General features: G+C 69.7%; 21 protein-coding genes and 1 pseudogene. 12 read left to right on the top strand and 10 right to left on the bottom strand.

From position 1 onward, the window contains the following. Position 1: 1 nt before the first annotated feature. Complete coding sequence (pdxT, locus tag V6S67_RS07635) at positions 2-811, bottom strand: pyridoxal 5'-phosphate synthase glutaminase subunit PdxT (RefSeq protein ID WP_334209670.1); 810 nt, start codon at positions 809-811, stop codon at positions 2-4. 113 nt (positions 812-924) lie between these two features. On the opposite strand from pdxT, the gene V6S67_RS07630 reads away from it, so the two are divergent. From V6S67_RS07630 to V6S67_RS07610, 5 genes are all read left to right on the top strand, one after another. Continuing rightward, entirely contained in the window at positions 925-2196 is a 1272-nt protein-coding gene (locus tag V6S67_RS07630; protein WP_334209669.1) for a MurT ligase domain-containing protein, read from the top strand. Then, positions 2196-2966 (top strand): type 1 glutamine amidotransferase, encoded by a 771-nt coding sequence (locus tag V6S67_RS07625; RefSeq protein ID WP_334209668.1) that lies wholly within the window; start codon positions 2196-2198, stop codon positions 2964-2966. Before V6S67_RS07630 ends, V6S67_RS07625 begins: the two co-directional genes overlap by 1 nt. A 7-nt stretch (positions 2967-2973) precedes the next feature. Continuing rightward, positions 2974-4185, top strand: coding sequence for an MFS transporter (locus tag V6S67_RS07620; RefSeq protein WP_334209667.1), 1212 nt, complete (start codon positions 2974-2976; stop codon positions 4183-4185). A gap of 194 nt (positions 4186-4379) precedes the next feature. Next, positions 4380-4742, top strand: coding sequence for a VOC family protein (locus V6S67_RS07615; RefSeq protein ID WP_334209666.1), 363 nt, complete (start codon positions 4380-4382; stop codon positions 4740-4742). A gap of 138 nt (positions 4743-4880) precedes the next feature. Then, positions 4881-5438: a hypothetical protein gene (locus V6S67_RS07610; RefSeq protein WP_334209665.1), complete on the top strand. Its 558-nt coding sequence runs from the start codon at positions 4881-4883 to the stop codon at positions 5436-5438. A gap of 43 nt (positions 5439-5481) precedes the next feature. Here V6S67_RS07610 and V6S67_RS07605 read toward each other — a convergent pair whose 3' ends face one another. The 3 genes from V6S67_RS07605 to V6S67_RS07595 all read right to left on the bottom strand — a co-directional run bounded on the left by V6S67_RS07605 (position 5482) and on the right by V6S67_RS07595 (position 8838). After that, positions 5482-5976 (bottom strand): DUF1990 family protein, encoded by a 495-nt coding sequence (locus V6S67_RS07605; protein ID WP_334209664.1) that lies wholly within the window; start codon positions 5974-5976, stop codon positions 5482-5484. A 37-nt stretch (positions 5977-6013) separates the two neighbouring features. Then, positions 6014-7201 carry a GNAT family N-acetyltransferase gene (locus tag V6S67_RS07600; protein WP_334209663.1) on the bottom strand — a complete coding sequence of 396 codons (1188 nt, stop codon included), beginning with the start codon at positions 7199-7201 and terminating at the stop codon, positions 6014-6016. A 71-nt stretch (positions 7202-7272) separates the two neighbouring features. Beyond that, positions 7273-8838, bottom strand: a complete 1566-nt coding sequence (locus V6S67_RS07595; RefSeq protein ID WP_334209662.1) for an alpha/beta hydrolase domain-containing protein — start codon at positions 8836-8838, stop codon at positions 7273-7275. Between the two features lie 207 nt (positions 8839-9045). Here V6S67_RS07595 and V6S67_RS07590 point away from each other — a divergent pair, with 207 nt between their 5' ends. Further along, complete coding sequence (locus V6S67_RS07590; protein WP_334209661.1) at positions 9046-11055, top strand: M3 family metallopeptidase; 2010 nt, start codon at positions 9046-9048, stop codon at positions 11053-11055. Between the two features lie 22 nt (positions 11056-11077). Next, a complete protein-coding gene (locus V6S67_RS07585) occupies positions 11078-11794 on the top strand; it encodes a GNAT family N-acetyltransferase (protein ID WP_334209660.1) in 717 nt (238 codons plus the stop codon). Between the two features lie 296 nt (positions 11795-12090). Here V6S67_RS07585 and pdxS read toward each other — a convergent pair whose 3' ends face one another. After that, positions 12091-13005 carry a pyridoxal 5'-phosphate synthase lyase subunit PdxS gene (pdxS, locus tag V6S67_RS07580; protein ID WP_334209659.1) on the bottom strand — a complete coding sequence of 305 codons (915 nt, stop codon included), beginning with the start codon at positions 13003-13005 and terminating at the stop codon, positions 12091-12093. 124 nt (positions 13006-13129) lie between these two features. Further along, on the bottom strand, positions 13130-13519 hold the full coding sequence (locus tag V6S67_RS07575) for a winged helix-turn-helix transcriptional regulator (protein ID WP_334209658.1): 390 nt from the start codon (positions 13517-13519) through the stop codon (positions 13130-13132). Positions 13520-13608: 89 nt separating this feature from the next. Between V6S67_RS07575 and V6S67_RS07570 the strand changes: the two genes are divergently transcribed. Continuing rightward, a complete protein-coding gene (locus tag V6S67_RS07570) occupies positions 13609-14334 on the top strand; it encodes an SDR family NAD(P)-dependent oxidoreductase (RefSeq protein ID WP_334209657.1) in 726 nt (241 codons plus the stop codon). Here V6S67_RS07570 and V6S67_RS07565 read toward each other — a convergent pair. Both V6S67_RS07565 and V6S67_RS07560 read right to left on the bottom strand, forming a co-directional pair. Further along, a complete protein-coding gene (locus V6S67_RS07565) occupies positions 14331-14858 on the bottom strand; it encodes a putative immunity protein (RefSeq protein ID WP_334209656.1) in 528 nt (175 codons plus the stop codon). The genes V6S67_RS07570 and V6S67_RS07565 overlap by 4 nt on opposite strands. Before the next feature lie 102 nt (positions 14859-14960). Further along, entirely contained in the window at positions 14961-15419 is a 459-nt protein-coding gene (locus V6S67_RS07560; RefSeq protein WP_334209655.1) for a DUF6194 family protein, read from the bottom strand. 68 nt (positions 15420-15487) lie between these two features. Here V6S67_RS07560 and V6S67_RS07555 point away from each other — a divergent pair. The 3 genes and pseudogenes from V6S67_RS07555 to V6S67_RS07545 all read left to right on the top strand — a co-directional run bounded on the left by V6S67_RS07555 (position 15488) and on the right by V6S67_RS07545 (position 17287). Continuing rightward, positions 15488-16242, top strand: a pseudogene (locus V6S67_RS07555) (MerR family transcriptional regulator). Between the two features lie 156 nt (positions 16243-16398). Beyond that, entirely contained in the window at positions 16399-16749 is a 351-nt protein-coding gene (locus V6S67_RS07550; protein WP_334209653.1) for a PadR family transcriptional regulator, read from the top strand. Next, positions 16742-17287 carry a hypothetical protein gene (locus V6S67_RS07545; RefSeq protein WP_334209652.1) on the top strand — a complete coding sequence of 182 codons (546 nt, stop codon included), beginning with the start codon at positions 16742-16744 and terminating at the stop codon, positions 17285-17287. Before V6S67_RS07550 ends, V6S67_RS07545 begins: the two co-directional genes overlap by 8 nt. 281 nt (positions 17288-17568) lie before the next feature. On the opposite strand, the gene V6S67_RS07540 is transcribed toward V6S67_RS07545, so the two are convergent. Continuing rightward, positions 17569-18177, bottom strand: a complete 609-nt coding sequence (locus tag V6S67_RS07540) for a DUF1349 domain-containing protein (protein ID WP_334209651.1) — start codon at positions 18175-18177, stop codon at positions 17569-17571. Positions 18178-18354: 177 nt separating this feature from the next. Further along, a complete protein-coding gene (locus V6S67_RS07535; RefSeq protein ID WP_334209650.1) occupies positions 18355-19212 on the bottom strand; it encodes a helix-turn-helix domain-containing protein in 858 nt (285 codons plus the stop codon). A 164-nt stretch (positions 19213-19376) separates the two neighbouring features. Between V6S67_RS07535 and V6S67_RS07530 the strand changes: the two genes are divergently transcribed. Further along, complete coding sequence (locus V6S67_RS07530) at positions 19377-20264, top strand: SDR family NAD(P)-dependent oxidoreductase (RefSeq protein WP_334209649.1); 888 nt, start codon at positions 19377-19379, stop codon at positions 20262-20264. Positions 20265-20281 lie beyond the last annotated feature (17 nt).

The raw sequence follows: 20281 nt of genomic DNA, 5'->3' as shown, positions 1-20281 counted from the left end.
CTTACGCTTCTCCTCTGATCATCCGGATAAAGAGTTCGTGGACCCGCCGCTCACCCGTGACCTCCGGGTGGAAACTCGTGGCCAGCAGGTTCCCTGAACGCACTGCGACAATTCTAGCGACCGGTTCCAAGTCCGCTCCGGACGCACCGGCACCCTGTGGATCGCGGTCGTGGACACCGCCGGACGGACCCGCCTGCGGCGTCTCGGCGGCCGGCACCTGGGCCAGCACCTCGACGTCGGCGCCCACCTTCTCCACCCAGGGTGCGCGGATGAACACGGCGCGCACGGGATCCTCCCCGGCGACCGGGCCGGTCGTCGCGAGGCCCGCGAACGCGAGGTCGGTCTCGAAGGATTCGCGCTGGCGGCCGAAGGCGTTGCGCCGCACCACCATGTCCAGCCCGCCGAGGGTCTGCTGGGGGTTGCCGTCCCGGTCGGTCGACGGATCGGCGATCACGTCGGAGAGCAGGATCATGCCGGCGCACGATCCGTAGACGGGCAGCCCGCCGGCGATTAGCTCGCGAAGGGGTCCGGCGAGCCCGAAGGTGCGGGTCAGCTTGTCCATCGTGGTGGATTCGCCGCCGGGGAGGATCAGACCGTCGACCGCGGCGAGCTCCGAGGGCCGCCGCACGGGGACGGCGCGGGCGCCGAGGGACTCGATGGTGGCGATGTGCTCGCGCACGTCGCCCTGCACGGCGAGTACACCGACGACGGCGCGCTGCGTTGGGGCGGGGACCGCCGCCTCGGCGGCCGGACCGGCTGCATCCGGGGCGCCGGGCGTGCGCGGGGACACCGACGGGAACGGGGAGGTCATCCCCCGATTCTAGGCCGTTCCCGCCCGTACGGCGGTGCCCGGGCGGACCGGCGTGAGCAGCGCCTCGCCGCCGCGTCCCGGGAGGACGCGCACGCCTGCGATAATTTGGAGGCATGAATCCCCTTCCAGTCCTCGTGGGCAAGGCCGTGCGCATCGCCTCGCGCCTGCGCGGCGGCGGCTCCGCGCTGCCCGGCCTCGTGGTCGAGCGCCTCGACCCCCGCTTCATGGGCCGCGCGCTGTCCACCCTCCCGTACGGCGTGCTCGTGGTCAGCGGTACGAACGGCAAGACCACCACCACCAAGATGGTGGTGGAACTGCTCGAGGGTCAGGGCCTGAAGGTGTTCACCAACCGCACGGGCAGCAACTTCACGCGCGGCGTGGCCGCGGCCCTCCTCGGCGACGTCGACTGGCGCGGCCGTCTCGACGCCGACGTCGCCGTCCTCGAGCTCGACGAGGCGCACGCCGTGCACTTCGTGAAGCTCGTCCCGCCGCGCTACGCGCTCCTCCTGAACGTGCTCCGCGACCAGCTCGACCGCTTCGGCGAGATCGACGCGACCACGCGCCTGCTCGAGCGCATCGCGCTGGCGACCACGGGGACGGTCGTGCTGAACCGGGAGGACCCGCGCGTGGCGGGCCTCGCCGCGTCCCTCCCGACCACGCAGGTGACCTACTTCGGCCTCGACGCCTCGCTGCGGAGCACCTTCCCGAACGACGACGAACTGCGCGGCGCCGCGGGCACGGCGCCCGCCTCCGCGCTGGCGGCCGACGTCGTCCTGCGCTCGGTGGACGGCAACGCGGCATCCTTCGAGGTGGACGGCACCACGACGCACACGGATCTGCGCCTGCGCGGCGTCTACAACATCTTCAACGCCGCGGCCGCTCTCGCGGCGGCGCGCGCCGTCCTCGGCGGCGCGGCGGACACCGCGCGGCTCTTCTCCTCCCTGGCCGCCGTGGAGCCCGCCTTCGGGCGCGGCGAGAGCCTCGTGGTCGACGGCCAGGCGCTCGAGCTGGTGCTCGTCAAGAACCCCAGCGGCTTCCGCCTCGGCCTGAAGTCCTTCGACCCCGCGGGCTGCGCGACGATGATCGCGATCAACGACAACTACGCCGACGGCCGTGACATGTCCTGGCTGTGGGACGTCGACTTCGATTCGCTCGGCCTCGGCGGCGTGGAGATGGTGAGCGGCGTCCGCGCCTACGACATGGCGCTGCGGCTGAAGTACGACGACGTCCGGGTGGGCGTCGTCGAGCCCGACATCACCGAGGCACTGAAGCAGTTCGTCCGGGGGTCCGAGGGCCGGCCCAAGCGGATCTTCTGCACGTACACGGCCATGCTCGCGGTCCGCCGCGAGCTCTCCAAGATCACGAAGGTCGAGGTTGTCTCCTGATGAGCGACGCCCCCTCCGCCGGCGCCCTGAGCGAGGCACCCACCGATCCCTCGAAGGGGACCCTGCGCATCCTGCAGCTGTACCCGCGGGAGATGAACATCTACGGCGACTACGGCAACGTGCTCGTCCTCAAGCGCCGCCTCGCGTGGCGCGGCTACGGCGCGGAGATCCTCGAGCACAACGCCGGCGATGCGTTCCCGGACGATGTCGACATCATCATCGGTGGCGGCGGCCAGGACAGCGGCCAGGTGGTCATCCAGGACGACCTCCAGGCCATCGCCCCGAGACTCCGCGACCTGGCCGAGGGCGGCACGCCCATGCTGCTCATCTGCGGGCTGTACCAGCTGTTCGGCAACGTCTTCCGCACGCATGACGGCACCGTGATCCCGGGTATCGGCGTCCTGGACCTCGAGACCCGGGGCGGGACGGAGCGCCTGATCGGCAACGTCGTGGCGACCAGCGAGGAGTTCGGGGAGATCCACGGCTACGAGAACCACAGCGGCCAGACCTTCCTCGGCGCCGGACTCAAGCCCCTGGCAACGGTGGTGAAGGGCGCCGGCAACAACGCGCACGAGAAGCACGAGGGGGCGCGGTACCGGAACATCGTGGCGAGCTACCTGCACGGCTCGCTGCTGCCGAAGAACCCGGCGATCGCCGACTTCCTCCTGCGCACCGCCGCCGAGCGCAGGTTCGGCGCCTTCGACGGCGCCGGCCTCGACGACTCCCTGGCCGACCTGGCGCGGGAGCACGCGGGCGCCCGGCCCCGGTAGGACCACGGTGCCGGGGAGGGAGGCGAGCCGGCGCGGGGTGCGGCAGTGGCGGAATGCGCTGCTGGTCGCCTTCGCCCTCGGCGGCTTCGCCCTCTCCAGCTGGGCGACGCGCCTGCCGGCCCTTCGCGAGGACCTCGCCCTCGACAACGCGCAGCTCGGGCTCGTCCTCCTGGCACCCACCATCGGTTCGGCCGTCGGCCTCGTCGGCGCACCCGCGCTGCTCCGGCTGCTCGGCGCCCGGACGGCTCTGCTCGTCACGGTCGTCGCGATGAGCGTCGGGATGATCGTGGCGGGTGGCGGCGCAGGCGCCGCGAGCGTCCCGGTCTTCTTCGCCGGACTCGGGATCGCCGGGTTCGGCGTGGGCGCGACCGACATCCTCATCAACATCGACGGGGCCGCCGTCGAGCGGCTCGCCCACCGCTCCCTGCTGCCGCTCCTCCACGCCGCGTGGCCCGCGGGCGCCGTCGTCGGGGCGGGGGTCGGCGCCGTCTGTGCGGCGGCCGGGGTGGCGCCGTCGGTCCAGCTGATCGCGCTGGCCCTGATCGTGCTGGTGGCCGGCGTCCTGATGGTACGGGCGGTACCTGCGGGTTCGCGCGGACTGCGCCGGCGCTACGGGACCACCTCCGGGCTGCGACGCCGCGCCGGGTCCGTCCTCGATCCGCGGCTCGTCGCCATCGGTGCCGTCATGTTCGCCGCCGAGTTCGGCGAGGGGGCCGCGAACAGCTGGCTGAGCGTCGCGGTGCGTGATGCGTTCGGCCAGCCCGACGCCTTCGCTGCGGGGGTGGTGGGCGTCTACGCCGCGGCACAGGTGGTGATCCGGGTGGCCGGCGGCCCCCTGGTGGACCGCTTCGGCCGGGTCCGCGTGATCCGGGTGACGATGGGCCTCGGTGCCGCCGGCGTCCTCCTCATGGTGCTCGATCTGGGGACGGCGCCCGGCGTCGCGGGCATCGTCCTGTGGTCCGTCGGCGTCTCCATGGGATTCCCGCTCGGCATGTCCGCCGCGGCGGAGGGGCCCGGTGGTGCCGCACGGGTGTCGGTCGTGGGGAGCCTCGGGTACATCGCCAACCTCGTGAGCCCGCCCCTCATCGGGTTCCTCGCCTCGGGTTTCGACATCCTCACGGCCTTCTGGCCGCTGGTCGGGCTGTTCGTCGTCAGCGTGCTCCTCGCTCCTGCCCTCCGTCCTCTCCGCGACGCACCGGGACCCGCACCGGGCCGGTGACCCCCGGACACCCCGCGCCGCACCGCGCACCGCGCACCGCACCGCACCAGGAGGGACAGCACCCCGCCGTGCGCGTCAAGGGGCGACGGCGCCGCGACCCGCCCCGGAGTGCTGCCGGTAGCGTTCGACGGGACGGACCCCGGCCGGGGCCCGCCACAGCATCGGACCCGCACGGGGTCCGCGGAAGGAGTGTCATGGCCAAGGGAGTAGCGACAGTCTGGGTGCCGGTCGAGGATATGGGCAGGGCCCTCGCGTTCTACCGGGACACCCTGGGACTGGAGGTCACCATGGAGCAGGAGGACTGGTCCGTGGTGGACGCCGGCGGGCTGACGATCGGCCTCAACGGCCGCGAGGACACGCACGGCGGGCAGGGCGGCGGCGCCGTCATCAGCTTCGAGCCCGAGGGCACCATCGAGGAGGAGCTGGAGCGTATCTCGACCCGCGGCGGCGCGTCCATCGAGGGCGAGATCAGCGAGTACGCGTGGGGGCGGATCCTGCCGTTCAAGGACAGCGAGGGCAACGACCTCCAGCTCTACTCACCCCCCTCCGAAGGCTGAGCGCGCCCGGCCCCACAGCGCCGCCCGGCCACGCTCCGTGACCGGTCGGCGCACGGGAACCGTTGCGGACCCGTAACGGTCGCGCCGTGGCACCCTCCGCCCCTGTCTCCCCGCCCGGAGGCATGGCAGGGTCGGCTCATGAATGCCTCCGGTGCACGGACACGGTCGGGAATCGCGGTGCTGGGCGGTGCGGTGCTCGCGGTGTTGCTGACCGGCTGTGAGCCGTTCGCCGGGCAGGCCTGCCCGGCGATCGGCTGGATCAACGCGGTCGAGATCAGGCTGGACGGTTCCGCCGACGACGTCGAGCGGGTCGCCTGGGTGGAGCTCTGCGACGATCTCGGCTGCTCCACCCCGGCCGCCCCGCCGGCGCCTCCCGACGACAGCCCACCCCCACCGCCGTCCCTCGCGACGCCTGCCCTCCCGCCCTCCACCCTCCCCTCGGCGGCCCCGGCGGCCCCGGCGTCGCCGCACGACCCCGAGGCACCGTACTACCGGGCGGAGCCCGACGGGGCGGGGCGCTGGAGGGTGCAGGTCGGCATGTCCACGCCCGACACCGTCACCATCCGGGCCTTCGCGGCGGACTCCACCGTGCTCGCCGAGGCGACGGCGGACCTGGCCTGGGAGCGGGTCGGAGGGTCGGCGGCGTGCGGCGGACCGATGGTCACGGAACCGCTCGGCCTGGCGATCCGCGGCTAGGTGCGGACGTCCCCACCCCGGCGTGCTGCTGCGGGAGACCAGGCTACTGCTGCAACGCGCGCAGGTACCGCCTGCGCACGATGCGCTGGGCCACGAGGATCAGTGGGAAGAGCGCCCGCCACGGCTGCGATGACGCGGCACGGGTGAGTGATCGGACCGTGATGAGCACCGTGTCACCGTCGCGATGCACGATGAACGCCTCTTCCCCGCGCACAGGATGGCCCGGCCGCGTCCGGTAGGAGAAGCCGATCCGTTCCGGCTGCTCCACGACCGCGACCACCTCGACCGGTTCCGCGACGGTCAGGCCGAGGAGGGCCGCGGTCACGGTGAGCCGTTCTCCCGGGACGACCGGCCGGGGGCTGCTCACGGAGAAGCCGCTCCGGGTCTTCACCGTCCACCGCAGCACCTCGGAACCGGCCCGCTGCCAGGTCGCGTCGCCGCGGCCGAGGACGGCTGTCACCTCGGACCGGCGGAACGCGCCGTCGGTGGGCGGCCACAGCGGCTGATCCGGGGCGGTCGTCGCTTCCGGCCGGCCCACGGGGCGGCCCCGGCAGCGGCCGCGTCGACGCCGACCCTCAGGCAAGGGATGCTGCCCATTCGCGGGCGAGCAGCGCGTACTGCACGGTATCGGCCCACGTGTCTCCGCGCGGCGTGCCCTCGACGAACAGGCCCTCGCGCCGCAGCCCCAGCTTCTCGATCGCCCTCACCGAACTCCGGTTGTCCGCATCCGCGCGGGCGACGATCCGGTGCCAGGCGAGCTCGTCGAACGCGATGCCGAGCAGCGCCCGCCCGGCCTCGAGCGAGTAGCCGAGTCCGGAGGTCTCCGGATGCAGGAACATGCCGAGTTCGCCCTGCAGTCCCTCCGCCGCTCGGACGAGGACGGCGTCGCCGACCACGCGCCCGGACGCTGACTCGACGACGGCGTAGAAGCGGCGGTCGCCCGGGTGTTCGAGCGGCCAGCCGATGGCCCGTTCGGCCAGCCACCCGGCGTACCGGCCCGGCTCCATGGGCCCGTGCCCGAGGTACCGGGAGGCGTGGGCGTCCGACCGGTAGGCCAGGACCGCCGCCTCGTCGCCGGGAAGGAGGCGGCGGAGCAGGAGACGCGCCGTCCGCCTCTCGCCGAGCAGCAGGGCGTCCTCGACGCCCCCGCGCGGCGCGTGGTGCACCTCGTCACGGTCGTCCTCAGGACCGGTGGCGGGGTCCTGCGGGGATCCGGCGTCGTGCGCGAGCCGGTAGCGGCCGCCGGCCAGGGCGTCCTGCACCGCCCGGAGGGTCTCGTCCTCCCGATGTCCCGTCGAATCGACGGTGTGGCCGTCCAGCACGCCGAGGTCCGCGAACTGGTCCCACAGGGCGAGGATCGGGCCCTCGTCGACGAGCGCGCCGGGATCGGTACGCTGCCGGGCCCGCGCGAGCGCCGTCGCACGGTCGGGGCGCAGCACCACGTACTGCAGTTCCACACCGGGGTGGTGCCGCAGCGCGCGGCGGTAGTGCCCGAGCATCCACGGCCCCACGATGCCGTCCACCACCACGGTGTACCCGCCGCGCGCGTAGGTGACGGCGGCCCGGGCGACGGCGTCGACGACGACCTGGTTCTGGGCGTCGGACGCGGGCAGGTAGGGCGGGATGCCGCCGGAGACGATCGCGTGCCAGAAGTCGTCGGCGTGCAGGTGGACGGCGCGCGGGTAGGTGCCCGCCAGCACCCGCGCGATCGTCGACTTGCCAGCCCCCGGTGGCCCGGTCAGGACGATCACGCTGCCGCTCATGCCCCGAATCTAACGGACGACGGAGGCCCCCGCCGGAACGGGGGCCTCCGCCACGCAGGACGGGCGCCGGGTCAGGGGATGTCGCTCCTGGCGGCGTCCTTCGCCAGTTCGCGGGCGTCGTAGTCCGTCAGGAAGCCCTGGCGCTCCAGCGTCCGCACGCTGTCCTTGACCGCCCTCACGTACGCTCCGTGGTTCCGGTACAGGCCGTCGATCACGTCCTGGGATAGCGGCCGCTCGTACCCGGCGATGAAGCAGAACGACGCCCCGGTCGCCGTGCCGAACCAGGTGCTGGTCGGTGCATCGAGGAAGGGCGAGCGCAGGCCCCCCTGCACGTTCCCGAACCCGTCGAGCACCGGCGCGCCGTCGCGCACGAGGATCGGCTCGGCCCGGGGTGGCGCGATGCCCTCCCGCACCCAGAGGTCGAGGTTCCGGAGGGCCGCATTGAAGAAGATGGAACTCGGGAACCTGCTCCGCGGTCCCTCGTTGCAGGAGGTCGGCGGAACGGTGCGGCCGGCCGCGACGATGTCCGCGGACGACGCCGAGAAGGTCAGCTCGTCCGGCGTCGCGTGCCCGGCGCCCGCCATCTCGTAGTGGCGGTACCGGTCGCCGGGCGCGTCGCTGTCCGCGCGGCGGGACCCGATACCGGGCAGGTAGTCGGACTGCGACATCATCCGCATGATCGGCACGCCGACGTCCTTGAACTGGCGTCGCGCGTCCGTGGCCGGCGGCGCCGCTTCGCACTGGTTCATGGGGTACGCACCGGCGAAGGCGCCGCCCGCGACGGCCACGAGGTACGCGTCGTACACGGGTTCGCCGTCGGACTCGACGACGAGCGGGTGCACGCCGTTGATGTAGTTGACGAGGTAGCCGCCCGTCTGGGAGTAGCCGAATCCGTAGGCGTGCTCCACCTGCGTGGTCCGGGACCCGTAGCGCAGCGGGTTGGCGGCGTCGTCGCTCTTCAGCCATGCCCCGACCTGGGAGTAGATGTCCCAGATGAGGCCGTTCTCGGTGCTCCTCGAGGAATCTGCGGCCACGGTGGCGCAGTTGCCCGGGTCGGTCAGCGGGAGCGGGTTGGCGAAGGACAGCGCCGCATACCGCTCGGGGTCGAAGTTCTTGAGGGCCTCGACGGCGACCGGCTTGGCCGTGATCCCGACCCAGGCGTCGCCGTTGGCCACGATCTGCTCCTGGGCCACCGCCCAACCGATGTTCAGGTCGAACAGGTTGCTCGGGTTGAGCATCTCGACCACCACGTTGCCGCTGAACTCCCTGCCCTTCGCCGGTTTCCGGACGAGCACCCGGGTGGTGTACGGGGCGTCGGCGGTACGGACCTGGGCCGGGCCCTGCGTGGGCCAGGTGTAGACGTTGGAGGTGCCGCTGACGAGGAACTCCTCCTCCACGTAGCCGAGCTCCCCGAGGTCCTGCGGGACCTCCTGGTGATCCGCGGCGCCGAAGGGGTAGGACTCCGCCGAGGTGTCCAGCGGGCCCTCGACGGCAGGGATCGGCGTCGTGCCGTCGGGAGCGGCCAGTGCGGGTTGCGGTGGCGGGGCTTTCGCCGCCGCCGGCCCGGCGGAGACGCCCAGGCCGGTGAGGACGAGGGACAGCGACAGCAGGACGGATGTCCGGGAACGCATGCTCATGGTTCTCCTTCTCGGGACCGGGCTGCGCTGCCCGGCATGCTCCGCGGCACACCGGCGTCGGTGCCGTGTGCCCCTGCCATGATGCCGATGCCCCGGTCGGGCCCCCCACGATCATCAGGCAGCGAAGCATTCCGACCATAGGTAGCGGCCACCCGCAGGGTCAAGGGTGGTGCGGTGGAGGGCAACTACGTGCAAAAGTTAGTTCTCATGAGCAACCCTTTCCTCGCACCGAGCACCCTCGACTACCAGCTGCCACCGTTCGCTGCGATCGAGGACGAGCACTACCTGCCCGCCTTCGACGCCGGGTTCGCCGAGCACCTCGCCGAGATCGACGCCATCACGGGCTCCGCGGAGGCGCCGACGTTCGAGAACACGCTCGTGGCCCTCGAGCGCGCAGGAAGCACCCTCGACCGCGTGGCGCGCGTGTTCTTCAGCAACTCAGTCAGCCACGCCACTCCTGCCATCCAGGAGCTCGAGCAGCAGGTCGCTCCGCGCCTCGCCGAGCACGAGGACAACATCAAGCTGAACAGGGCCCTGTTCGAGCGCATCCGGCAGGTGCCGCTGGACGGGCTCGACGACGAGTCGACGCGCCTCGTCGAGGAGCACCTCCGCAGTTTCGTGCGGGCGGGTGCCGAGCTCGACGACGACGCCCAGGCCACGCTCCGCCGGCTCAACTCGGAGCTGTCTGCTCTCAGCACCGAGTTCTCCCAGAAGCTCATGAAGGACACCAACGACTCCGCGCTGCTGCTCGACACCGCCGAGGAGCTGGACGGGCTGTCCCCCGACGCCGTCTCCGCCGCGGCGACCGCGGCCGCGGAGGCCGGCAAGGACGGGAAGTACCTCCTGACGCTCATCCTCCCCACGGCACAGCCCGCCCTGGAGTCGCTCACGGACCGCGACGTCCGCCGCCGCCTGCACGAGGCCTCCGTCCACCGCGGCGCACGCGGCAACGACGCGGACACGCTCGCGATCGCCACCCGCATGGCGACCCTGCGCGCCGAGCGCGCCGCCCTCCTGGGATTCGACACGCACGCCGCTGCGGCCACCGACAGCCAGACCGCGCCCTCCCTCGAGGCGATCATGGACCGGATGCGTGAGCTCGCCGCACCGGCCGTCCGCAACGCCCGCGCCGAAGCCGCGGAGCTGGAGGCCGAGGCCGGCCACACGATCGAACCCTGGGACTGGGCCTACTACGCCTCGAAGGTCCGGAAGGCGAAGTTCGACGTCGACCTGGATGCGCTCCGCCCCTACTTCGAGCTCGAGCGCGTCCTCCAGGACGGCGTGTTCTACGCCGCGAACCGGCTGTACGGCCTGACGTTCACCGAGCGCCCCGACCTCGTGGGCTACCACCCCGACGTCCGCGTGTGGGAGGTCTTCAACGAGGACGGTTCGGGCCTGGGCCTGTTCCTCGGCGATTTCTACACCCGCGACACCAAGAGCGGCGGTGCCTGGATGAACTCCTTCGTGGACCAGTCGTCGCTGGAGGGGACCCGCGCCGTCGTCGTCAACAACCTGAACATCTCGAAGCCGGGCGCGGGTGAGCCCACCCTGCTGTCCTACGACCAGGTGGTCACCACGTTCCACGAGTTCGGCCACGCCCTGCACGGCCTGTTCTCCGACGTGACCTACCCGCTCTTCGCGGGCACGTCGGTGCCGCGCGACTTCGTCGAATACCCCTCCCAGGTCAACGAGATGTGGATCCTCTGGCCGGAGATCGTGGCGAACTACGCGCGCCACCACGAGACCGGGGAGCCGCTCCCCCAGGACGTCATCGATCGCATCCACGCCGCCGGCGCCTGGGGCGAGGGCTTCGAGACCACCGCATACCTCGGCGCCACGCTGCTGGACCTCGCCTGGCACTCGATCCCCGCGGGGACCGTCGTCGAGGATCCCCTGGCCTTCGAGGCCACCGCGCTCGCCGACGCCGGCGTCGACTTCGCGCCCGTGCCGCCCCGCTACCGCACCTCCTACTTCAAGCACATCTTCGCGGGCGGCTACGCGGCGTCGTACTACGCCTACATCTGGAGCGAGATGCTCGACGCCGACACCGTGGAGTGGTTCAAGTCCTCGGGGGGCCTGACCCGCCCGAACGGCGACCACTTCCGCCGTGAACTGCTCTCGCGGGGCAACAGCATCGACCCGCTGGAGGCGTTCCGCCGGTTCCGCGGCCGGGACGCGGACCTCCATCCGCTGCTCGTCCGCCGCGGCCTGGCGTGAGCACGGGCCCGGGCCGCGCCCGATGGTGACGATCGCGCAGTCCCAGCGGCTCCAGGCCGCGTGGTACGCCGCGCTCGCCGCAGCCACGGGCGGCAAGACGTTCTCCACGCACGGCTGCACCTGGGTGTGGCTGCCCGCACGGCGGGAACTCCTGATGATGTTCCCCGACGCCGTCAGTGCCTCCGCGGTGCGCCCGGCCCTCGCCGAGGGCATGAGGCTTGGCGCCACCTCGGCCCGGGTGTGGCTCAACAGCGCGGTGGACGCCACGGACCTCCGCCCCCTCGGGTTCGCACCGAGCTGGCAGCCGTGGTGGATGACGGCCCCGGTCTCCGCCGTCGTCCGGTCCGGGGACGACGGCGCCGTGCTCACCACCGAGGTGCCCGACTACTCGGGACCGCTCGCGCAGGAACTGCGGGTGGTCCGGTCGGAGCCGCGCCAGGCCTGGCACGCCGTGACCCGGGACGCCGTGAGCGGCAACATCTCGGGGGCGGCGTACTCGTTCCATCCCTCCGGCGATCCCGGCCTGCACGGGCTCGGCGGGATCCACCACCTCGAGGTGCTTCCCGCCCACCAGCGCCGCGGTCTCGCGACGGCCCTCCTGAGCGCCACAGCCCGGGCGGCCGGCCAGGCCGGGGCGGTGCACCTCGCCGTGAACGCGACGCCGGAGGGTTACGAGTTCCTCTCCCGGCGCGGGTTCACCCTGCTCGGCCGGGGCCGCACCTGGTCGCTCGGTCTCTGAGCGCGCCCGAGCCGCTGCCGCGCTGCCGCGCAACGGCTACCGGTCATGCGGCGGTCGCCACGAGGCCGAGGCACGCCTGATCATCCTGCTGCGGGGCCCGACCTGCGTGAGATCTACTGCGCCGTGTCCGACGCCCCGACGGAAGCCGGAGTCTCCGACGTCGGTCCCCGTCCGCAGGTAGCCCGGGGACCCAGGCAGCACCGGGGACGGCCCCCGACGCGGAGAGGACCGCAGCCCGAGGCGGGCTGCGGTCCTCCGATCGGCTGAGCCGGTCGCTCCGGTACGACGCTCCGGTACTACCAGCCGCGCTCCGCGAGACGGTGGGGCTGCGGGATCTCGTCGACGTTGATGCCGACCATGGCCTCGCCGAGACCGCGGGACACCTTGGCGATCACGTCGGGGTCGTCGTGGAAGGTGGTCGCCTGGACGATGGCGTTCGCGCGTTCCGCGGGGTTGCCGGACTTGAAGATGCCGGAGCCGACGAAGACGCCGTCCGCGCCGAGCTGCATCATCATGGCGGCGTCCGCCGGGGTGGCGATACCGCCCGCGGTGAACAGGACCACGGGCAGGCGACCGGCGGAGGCCACCTCCTTCACGAGCTCGTAGGGTGCCTGGAGCTCCTTGGCCGCGACGTACAGCTCGTCCTCCGCCATCGAGGACAGGCGGTTGATCTCCGAGCGGATCTTGCGCATGTGCATCGTGGCGTTCGAGACGTCGCCGGTACCCGCCTCGCCCTTGGAACGGATCATCGCCGCGCCCTCATTGATGCGCCTCAGCGCCTCGCCGAGGTTGGTGGCACCGCAGACGAAGGGGACGGTGAACTTCCACTTGTCGATGTGGTTGGTGAAGTCGGCCGGTGTGAGGACCTCGGACTCGTCGATGTAGTCGACTCCGAGGGACTGCAGCACCTGCGCCTCGACGAAGTGGCCGATGCGCGCCTTGGCCATCACCGGGATGGAGACGGTCTCGATGATCTTGTCGATCATGTCGGGGTCGCTCATGCGGGACACGCCGCCCTGGGCGCGGATGTCGGCGGGGACCCTCTCGAGCGCCATGACGGCTACCGCACCGGCGTCCTCGGCGATGCGCGCCTGCTCGGCGGTGACGACATCCATGATGACGCCGCCCTTGAGCATCTCGGCCATGCCGCGCTTGACCCGGTTGCCGCCGGTCTGAGCTGTGGTTGCCGAACGGTCTTCAACGGTGGACACGATTTGCCCCTCAAGGTAGATAAAAGCTGACCCTCCATGATACGACGCAGGGCGGCCCTGCCCTGCTCGCTGGCGTGGTGCGGGCCTGCCCCGGCGATGCCCCTCACGCCTGTGCCGTGGACGGCTACCGGACCGGTGCCTTCGATGCCGCGTGCTCGGTGTCGAAGCGTCGACGCGCGTCCTCGATGCGATGGATATTGTCCAGCACCCAGGTTCCGACCGCCCGGATGGGGGTTGCCATCTCCCGACCCAGAGCGGTCAGGGCGTAATCGACGCTCGGTGGCTTCGTCGGGTGCACGGTGCGGACGACGAAGCCCTCCCGCTCGAGGCCGCGGAGGGTGGAGGCGAGCATCTTCGGCGATATTCCGCTGATCCTGCGTCGCAACTCTCCGAAGCGCACCGTCTCATCCTCCAACTGCATGAAGACCAGGACCGACCACTTGTCGCCGACCCTGGCCAGCGTCTCCGTGGCTCGATTGCAGTCGGCGGTTTCCCGTAGGTCATCTAGTTTCACGAAAGTGCCTCCTCGACGGTTTCCGTCTCCGGTCCTAGGGTCGGTATCTGGTGGATACCAACTATCCACCATGATCAAGGAGATACATCATGAACGCCCGACGAGTCGTCCTCATCACCGGTGGCAGTTCCGGTATCGGTCTCGCTCTCGCAGAGGCCTTCCTGCGTCGTGGAGACACCGTAGCGGTCTGCGGACGATCCCAGGCGGCCCTCGACCGGATGAGTTCCGCTCACCCTGGCATCCTGGCCCTTCGGGCGGACGTGACCGATCAGGCGAAGCGCGCGGCCATGCTCGATGCGGTGACGGAGCGGTACGGGCGCCTTGACATCCTGGTCAACAACGCCGGGACCTTCGTCGAGCGCGATTTCACCGTGGCCGCTCACGCCACACAGAACCTGGACGAGGAGGTGCACCTCAACCTGAGCGCGCCCATCCACCTCACCGGGGAAACCCTCTCCCGTTGGCCGAGGATGGAGGCGATCGTCTTCGTCACCTCGGGGTTCGCGCTGGTGTCGCCTGCCCGGGCCCCGAGCTACGGCGCCGTCAAAGCGGGGCTCCATGGCTTCGCGGACGGCCTTCGCAGACAACTCGCACCTCGTGGCACGCATGTGCTCGAGGTGCTCCCTCCGACGACGGACACGCCCATGAACGCCGGCACGACCGGGAGGATGCTTCCTCCCTCGGCCGTCGCCGACGCGACTCTTGACGCCCTGGACCACCGACGGCCCATGGCCCTGCCGGGAGGATCCAGAATGCTTCCGACCCTCATGCGCGTTGCGCCGACGCGGGTGAGCCGCAGGGTCGCCGCGCTCTAGATCGAGCGGGAGTCGTCGAACACGTGCCAACAGATGTCGTTGCGCAACCGCTGGTCATCCAGCACCAGGTCACGGATCGCGGCAGGCAGCTGGTCGCGCTGCCAGTCACGTTCCGCCCGCCCTGCGGCACGTTCCCTGGTTCCTGGTACGGCTGCCCGTACGGCCTTGATGGCGTAGGCCGCCGCTCCGAGTTCATGAGCTGCGACATGAGCAACAGCACCGGCCTGCCCTGCAGCGTAGGCGGCGAAGCGTGCAGCTCCTACGAGATCCCGCGCCGCTGCCATCGCATGCCCTCCGGCGGCGCGAGCCTCCATCATCGTCAGGTCGCCCGCAACCCATGACCGGGCTCCACTGATCGCGAGCCGCGGGCGCGAGTCATCGGGCCGGATCGACTCGAACAGGCCGAGGACGTGGTCGGCGCACAGGGCCGCCCAGAGAGCGAGGAGGTGATGATCATCGTCAGTCAGGGTGCCTCCACGACGGAGCGTGACGAACCGGGGGTCGCGCAGTTCGGGAAGAATCACGAGAACGTGCCTCCTGGAGGGCTCCACGCGCCGGAGCGTCGGCGTGGCGCGTTGGTGAGCCCGCTGAAGCGCAGCTCCCGCGGCCGACCCGGGCAGGAGATGCTAGTCATTGCCTTCCTTCGTCGGTAGGTGGCGACGCTCGTACCGGTCCCGGTCCAGCTCGAAAGCCTCCCTCAGGAGGGCCCGCACGGCGTCCGATGTCCTCGAGCCGGGATTGACGACCGCAAGCCACCCCGCATCCCCGTAGACGGGGTGGGCGAAGATGGTGTCGGTCGAGTCCGGGCTGGACCTGTTGTCTGCCGTCCACGTCGAGAACGAACCCTTCCCCGGGTGGATGTTGACCCGGTAGTGGCCTTCCCGATGCAACTTCGACCGATCATCGTCGGGATAGTCCTTCGTGACGATCGTCGCGAACGGTTGCCGGTTCACCGGCATGACGTGACCGGGTTCGTAGTAGAAGAAGGTATCGCCCCATGCGATCTCCGGTGTCCTGTCACCCGGGAGAGGGCGAACCACGAGGGCACCCTCCCACTCCCCAACCATCTCGATGATCGTCGACATATCCATGGTTAAAGCCTGCTATTAAACTCCCTGTGGCGGGTTTCTCCCCGCCCAGGATGCATTGGTAGGTGAGAACTCTGCACACCCCTTCGCTGCGCACCGTCGACGTCGCCCGCCTCACCGACTACTCCGTGCAGCAGATACGCAAACTCGAGCGCGAACGCGTCATCCCGCCGGCACATCGCTCAGCAACCGGGTACCGGCAGTATCAGCTCCTGCACGTGCAGGCCGTCCGTGCCTATCGGCCTCTCGCCGTCGCCCTCGGTCCAGTCAGCGCCAAGCAGTTCCTGCGCGACCTGCAGACACAGGACGAGGCAGACACCCTGGCGGCACTGGACGAGGCGCATCAACACCTCAGTCTGGAGCGGGAGTCTCTCCTACGCGCACAGGACGCTGCTCTGCACATCGCTGACGAACCCGTCGGGGGAAGCAGCGACGACGACGCCTTCACGATCGGAGAGCTCGCAACGGCCCTGGGTATCCGAGCGTCGACACTCCGCTTCTGGGACTCGGAAGGCATTGCCCGTCCCGACCGCGGGCCGGACGGTCCCGGCGCTACTCCCCCGCGCAGGTCAGGGAGGTACGGATCGTCCAGCAACTGCGAGCAGTAGGCCAGCCGATTCCCAGCATCCGGCAACTACTCCCGGCCCTACGGGCGGGGCAGGACCCCGAGCAGCTCACCACGGCCCTTGCTGCTCGCCACCGGGACATCACGCACCGGTCACGCCACCTGCTGATCGCCTCGACACCACTGTTCGCACTTCTAGCCGCATCGGACCACACACATCGAGCCGCCAGTGACCACGGCACCACGTGTGGGTGACCACGACGCTGGAGCCGTCGCCGGTCGGGGTCTTCACCGAGACCTGGAGACCCGCTGCCCCGCATCTCGCCCGGTGAAGGACCGGCCTACGGGCAGCGTGAACAGCAGATCCCAGCCGCTCTTGTGCCTCTTCAGTATTAATGTTTTATTATTACTATGTCGAGAATCAAGGCGCAGCAAGACGCGCAACTCACCAGGGCAGCGTTGCCACTGCTGACGCTGACCCTCCTCGCCGACGAGGAGTCCTACGGCTACCAGCTCATCGAGCGTCTCGAGGACCTGGGCCTGGAAGTGACGACCGGGCTGATGTACCCGCTGCTGAGCAGACTCGAACGGGACGGACTGGTGACCACCCGCATGGTTCCCTCGACGAACGGACCACCGCGGAAGTACTTCGCCCTGACAGAAGCAGGCCACACCACGCGAGCATCAGTGAAGGACCAGTGGCAGGTCGTGGCCACAGCCGTTCACGCTGCCACCGAGAAGGAGCACGCACCTCATGCCTGACAGGATCCTTGAACCCACTCCCGCCCGTCGTCGATCCATCAGCGAGAAACTACGGGCCGACCTGTACCTCACCAAACTCGACTGGCACCTGGAAGGGGTCCTACCGGGCAAGGCGCGTCGAGCGACAGTGAAAGACCTCCGGCAGTCTTTGGTAAGTGATCCCCGGGACATGTCCTCCAGCCTCCGGGACCTCGGATCACCGAAAGCACTCGCTGAGCAGTACGCCGACGACACGCGCCGCAGGCCCCTATGGTCCGTCGGCATCATCACCGCCGGCGCAGCACTCCTGATCTACTGGACAGTGTTCCTGTCCTACGTCTTCGGAATGCTCGCCGCCGTCGAGTCCCTCGGCTCCAGCGAAGCCCACGCCAGATTCCTGACCATCGAAGTCACCGCCTACTCCACCGCCGAAGCCGTCGGCATCGGCTGGACCAGCGACTGGGCCTGGCTCGTCGTCCCCATCGTCATCGCCACCCTTGCCTTCCTCCTCGGAGCCAGAGCGTGGCGTGCGATCGCCATGAGGAATGACACGAAGTGAGCAAGGACGAACACTGATCCGCGCCCGTTCACGGATCCGTCCAGGGTCGCTTGACTGGACGAGCGCCACGCGTTCGGGATTGCAGCCGGTTGTGCGCTGCTCATTCGCGCCTCCATCCGGTACTCGATATCCTCGTCGGCCGGGCGACTGTTCATCACAGCACTCGACTCACTCGCTGCTCCGATCCGGACGGCCCGCAACCCCAGGGCCCGGGAAACACGACGACGACAGCCGGTACCAGGACACCGACGACCAGGAGGAGATCCGCGGAGGTTGCGGCTCTAGCCGTGGTCGGGATGCAGCGACGCATCTGGATCGGTGACAACCCATCCGGTGAAGGTGGTCGTGAGGTCAGCCCGAGTGGGAGAGGCGCAGAATGGGCCGCCCTCGGCACTCACGGTTTCATCCAGAGGGGCGACACGGATGAGTCGGAAAGGCTCGTCCCCGGCGCGGGCCCGGATCGTGACGGCGTTACCGGCCCTGCTGAGGCGCACTGTGATCTCCCTGTCGATCCACTCAGGGACAGGTGCCACCGACCAGTCAGAGGCGCCATGTGTGACAACCGCCCCAACCTGAGGGATCCCATCAGATACCTCCACACCGGCTTTGATCCACAGCGAATCCGATACGTGAAGGTAGATCCCCGCCTGGTCGAACTGCTCGGTGTAGTCCAGGAGGAATGAAACCTCCACCGCACTCTCGGCGGGCAGCGGAGCCAGTAAGGCATGCGCGCTGTCATGGACGAAGCCATACGAGGTGTGTCTCCAGGCGTCACTGTTCTCAGCTGCGGTCACCCGCAGAGTCTGCCCCTCAGCGACGGCACGCACGGGCGGATTCCGCCACCTTCCCCGATCCCAGACCTCGCCGGCTCCACTGGTAATTCGTGTCATGCCACATCCCCTGAGTTGGTCATTCAAGCCTCGGGCTCCATTCAACCAGCGGCATGTCCGACACAGAAGCGAAGTCCGGTCGATCGATCGTCGATCGGGTGATTGTTGGTGCATCCTGTGCCTCCGGATCGCTCGACACCGCTTCAACGATCAGCCCCGTCTACTGACGGAAACGCCTCATACGCTGTCACCGTCGGAGGGGCTCAGGTCTTGCGTTCCGATGACGGAGAGCAGCTGGAGCTTGTTGTGGCTCTCGGTGCCCGGGGTTGCCGTGAAGACGAGCAGGGTCTGGGTCTGTTCGGGGTCCAGGAGGCTCTGGCAGTGGACGGTCAGCTCTCCCAGATCGGGGTGGAGGAGGCGTTTGTGTTCGCTGTAACGCCATCCCACCGGGTGCTCCGCCCATACTTCTGCGAACTCGGTGCTGCTGTCCCGTAAGGCGTCGGCGATGTCGGCTGCACGGGATCGGGGGCCTTCTCGGGTCAGGACCTGCCGCAGCTGAGAGGCGAGGACCCGTGAGTGCTTGGGGTGGTCCTCAGGCGGGTACAGGTTCCGCTCACCGGTGTCGGTGAACCACCGGTAGACGACGCTGCGGGCCAGTCCGTGGTGAGCCCGATGGTCGCCCAGGAGCGCCAGCCCCGGCTGGGTTTGGAACAGTGTCTCGCCCAGGGAGTTGAGGACGGCGGCAGGGGTGTCGGTGAGTCTGTCCACGACGCGCATCAGTCCAACGTCCACGTGGTCTGTGCGGCGTACACGCCGCTGGGTGTCGTAGCCCACCAGGCGGAACAGGTAGTCGCGGTCCTCCAGGGACAAGCGCAGGCCACGGGCGAGGGCGGCGAGCATCTGCTCCGATGGTCTCGGGCTGTGACCGCGCTCCATCCGTGAGTAGTAGTCAGCGGACATTCCGGTCAGTGCTGCGAGTTCCTCCCGGCGGAGCCCCGGCGTTCGACGCCGCTCACCCCTGGCCAGGCCGACGTCCTCGGGTTGGAGCTTCTCCCGCCTGGAACGCAGGAAATCGGCCAGCGCGGTTCTCTCCATACGAGTAGTTTCCAGCACGCGTCCTACGTCAGCCACTGCCCAGCCCCTGCCTGGTAGTCAGAGGATCAACGGGCCCTTCCTCGGGCCCGACCATCTCCGTAGCGTTACCCGACGTCACCTGACCACCAACCCGATCCGGGCACGGACGAAGAGAAGAGCGAGCAATGAGTACTCGATGGACGACGGCGGATCTGCCGGACCTGACCGGGAGGACGATCGTCGTGACAGGGGCCACGGCAGGTCTCGGCGAAGTGACGACACGGGAGCTTGCTCGCGCCGGCGCGCATGTGGTCATGGCGGTCCGCAATGAACAGAAAGCAGCGGACATCCTCCGCGGCATGGGGCCCACGAAGGGGCAGATCGAGATCCGCCACCTGGATGTGGCGGATCTGGGGTCTGTCCGCGAGTTCGGGTGGAACTGGTCCGACCCGATCGACGTACTGATCAACAACGCCGGCATCATGCAGGTCCCCCTCGCTCACACCCGTGACGGGCTCGAGTTGCAGATGGCGACGAATTACTTCGGCGCATTTGCCCTCACCAGGACTCTTCTGCCCCACATCACCGACCGGGTCGTTTCCCTGTCGTCCCAGCTTCACCGCACCGGGCACGTCCGCCTCGATGACCTGGCGTGGAAGACACGGAAGTACGACGACCTGGCCGCTTACGCGGATTCCAAACTCGCCGTCGTCCTGTTCTCCAGCGAACTCCAGCGGCGCCTGACGGCCGTGAACAGTCCCGTTCGTTCCATCACAGCCCACCCGGGAATCGCCCGGACCAGCCTCGCTTCGCACGCCGGCGGACTGACCGGCCGCATCAACTACCTCGGGCCGCTGCTGAACACCGTCGAGCAGGGCGCCCTGCCCACGCTGTACGCGGCAACACAGGACGTCCCCGGCGGGTCCTATGTCGGCCCCGATGGTCTGGCGAGCATCAAGGGATACCCGACGATCCGCCGGCCATCCCGGACAGCCCGCAACGAGAACCTCGCCCGCGATCTGTGGGACGAGACGAACAAAGTGGTTGGAGCGGACCTTGCCTTCGCCCTCTGACTCCTGCTCGAGGAGCA

It is taken from the genome of Arthrobacter sp. Soc17.1.1.1 (genome assembly GCF_036867195.1).
GTDB lineage: Bacteria > Actinomycetota > Actinomycetes > Actinomycetales > Micrococcaceae > Arthrobacter_D.
Note: the sequence above shows the minus strand (reverse complement) of the source record. Positions and strands in the feature narration are given on the sequence as shown.